Genomic DNA, 1,870 nt, shown 5'->3' with positions numbered 1-1,870 from the left:
CTCGGTCCGCCGCCGATCCCGTTCGGCGATCTCATGCTCGGCGAGCGCGGTCAGGAGGCGGGCGGCAGGCCAGCCTTCCTTGTCGGCGCGCGCGGCGAAGTCGCCCCACATATGCTTGATTGCCGGCAAGCGCAGTTCGTTCAGCATCAGACTGAGCCGCTGGGCGTCGATCATCGGGGATGTGCTCATGCCGCCTCTCCCCATCCGATCAGGCTGTCGTAGGAGGCCAGACGCCCGAGCTTTACATCCACCTGAGGTAATTGCTCAGGATCAGGCGAGAACCGGCTGCGCAGAGCAGCGATGTCAGGGCATCGCCGCGCGGCAAGATCGGCTTCGAGCAGTCCGGCAAGCTCAGCCTCACAGGCGCGCTCGTGCGCCATGGCCAGCAGATCGACGGTCATCCTGCAGGCGGCGTGCTCGCCTTCATGCTCCAGCAGATGCTCGAACATCCGTCGGTAGGCTTCGCGGGGGAACAGGCTATCGCGATAGACCAACCCCATAAGCGCCATCGGCTTGCGCCGCAGCGAGTGGATCACATGCCGGTAATCGACGATATGACCATGCTTGCCATTGTCGCCAGCGCGGCCGCGCACCAGGGTCATGAGCAGCGTGCTGCCCAGGAACAGATCGATCCGGTCATCATAGAGCCGCGCGCGCAGGCGGTGTCCGATTAGCCTTGAAGGCACGGTGTAGAACACCTTGCGCAAGGTAAAGCCGCCCGATGAGGTGACCCTGACCAGCACGGCCTCATAATCACTCGTGCGCGTATCTGGCAGCGGCTGCAAGGTCCGACGCTCGACATCGATCGAGGGAGCATGGCGCCGATTGCGCGCGGTCACGACCTCATCGATAAAGCCGCGATACGCCGCCAGATCAGCAAAGTCGCTGCTTCCCCTCAGCAGCAAGGCATCCCTCACCACAGCCTTGATGTGGCCGTGAGAGCTCTCGATCGAGCCGTTCTCGTGGGCAACGCCTGTATTGTTGCGGGTCGGCTCCATCCCGTAATGTCGGCACAGCGCATCATATCGCGTGGTCAGATCAGCGCGGGCATCGGCATCAAGATTACGGAACGCAGCCGAGAGGCTGTCCGTCCGGTGACGCCGCGGAGCACCGCCTGCGGACCACAAGGCGTTCTGCAGCCCCTCAGCCAAGGCAACAAAGCTCTCGCCGCCCAGGATCACATGGCAGTGCTCGAACCCGCCATAGGTCAGTCGGAAGTGATAGAGCATATGCTCCAGCGGCACGCCTGCGACCGTGACATTGAGATCGCCCATATGGGTGAAGTCCGACAGGCCAAGCCTGCCCGGCTCATGCAACTGCCGGAAGATGACCTCGCGCTCGGGCCCATGCAGCGCACGCCAGCCCCTGATCCGCCGCTCCAGCGTCCGGCGCGCAAACGGCAGATCGCCGTGCCGACGGCGCAGCTCCTCAAAGACCGCAATCGGACGCAGCCCGGGCGCTGCTTCCAACAGCGGCACAACCTCCTCGTCGAAGAACCCGGCAAGCGGATCGGGACGCCGCCGCCCACGGGGCGCCTTCTTCTGCGAAGGTAGCTGCGGATCCTTCAGCAGCCGGTAGCCCGCAGCCGGGCTCATCCCCGCCTTCGCCGCAGCCACGGCCACCGGGTGGTCTTTCCTCAATGTCATAAACAGCCTCATCTGATGATCGGTTATGTGACGGCCAGGCACACACGGGGTCCTCCTCAAAGGAAAAACCCCACCATACCCAACACCGCGATCATCTCCGGCAGCCCCCAAAAGGGTGCTCCGGTGTGGGGGGAACGGCTACGGGCTACGCCCTGCGCCGCTCCCCCCACACCGGATTCTCATCTTGATTGTCGCGCATTCTCATTCTGATTGTCGCGCGACAG

Annotated in this window: 1 protein-coding gene and 1 pseudogene; both read right to left on the bottom strand. The window is 64.0% G+C overall.

Annotated features, from left to right (window positions below; genetic code table 11):
- Window positions 1-189: pseudogene (locus AX708_RS17375) on the bottom strand (hypothetical protein); the annotation flags it as partial.
- Complete coding sequence (gene istA, locus AX708_RS17370) at window positions 186-1,658, bottom strand: IS21 family transposase (RefSeq protein ID WP_230961030.1); 1,473 nt, start codon at window positions 1,656-1,658, stop codon at window positions 186-188. The gene istA and the pseudogene AX708_RS17375, both read right to left, overlap by 4 nt.
- Window positions 1,659-1,870 lie beyond the last annotated feature (212 nt).

Origin of the sequence: Erythrobacter sp. CCH5-A1, assembly GCF_001557115.1 — a bacterium.
Lineage (GTDB): Bacteria > Pseudomonadota > Alphaproteobacteria > Sphingomonadales > Sphingomonadaceae > Erythrobacter.
This window is presented reverse-complemented; position numbering and strand designations above follow the sequence as displayed.

Coding starts and splice junctions, on each gene's coding strand:
- istA (WP_230961030.1), bottom strand. CDS start 1,658: ATGAGGCTGTTTATGACATTGAGGAAAGACCACCCGGTGGCCGTGGCT.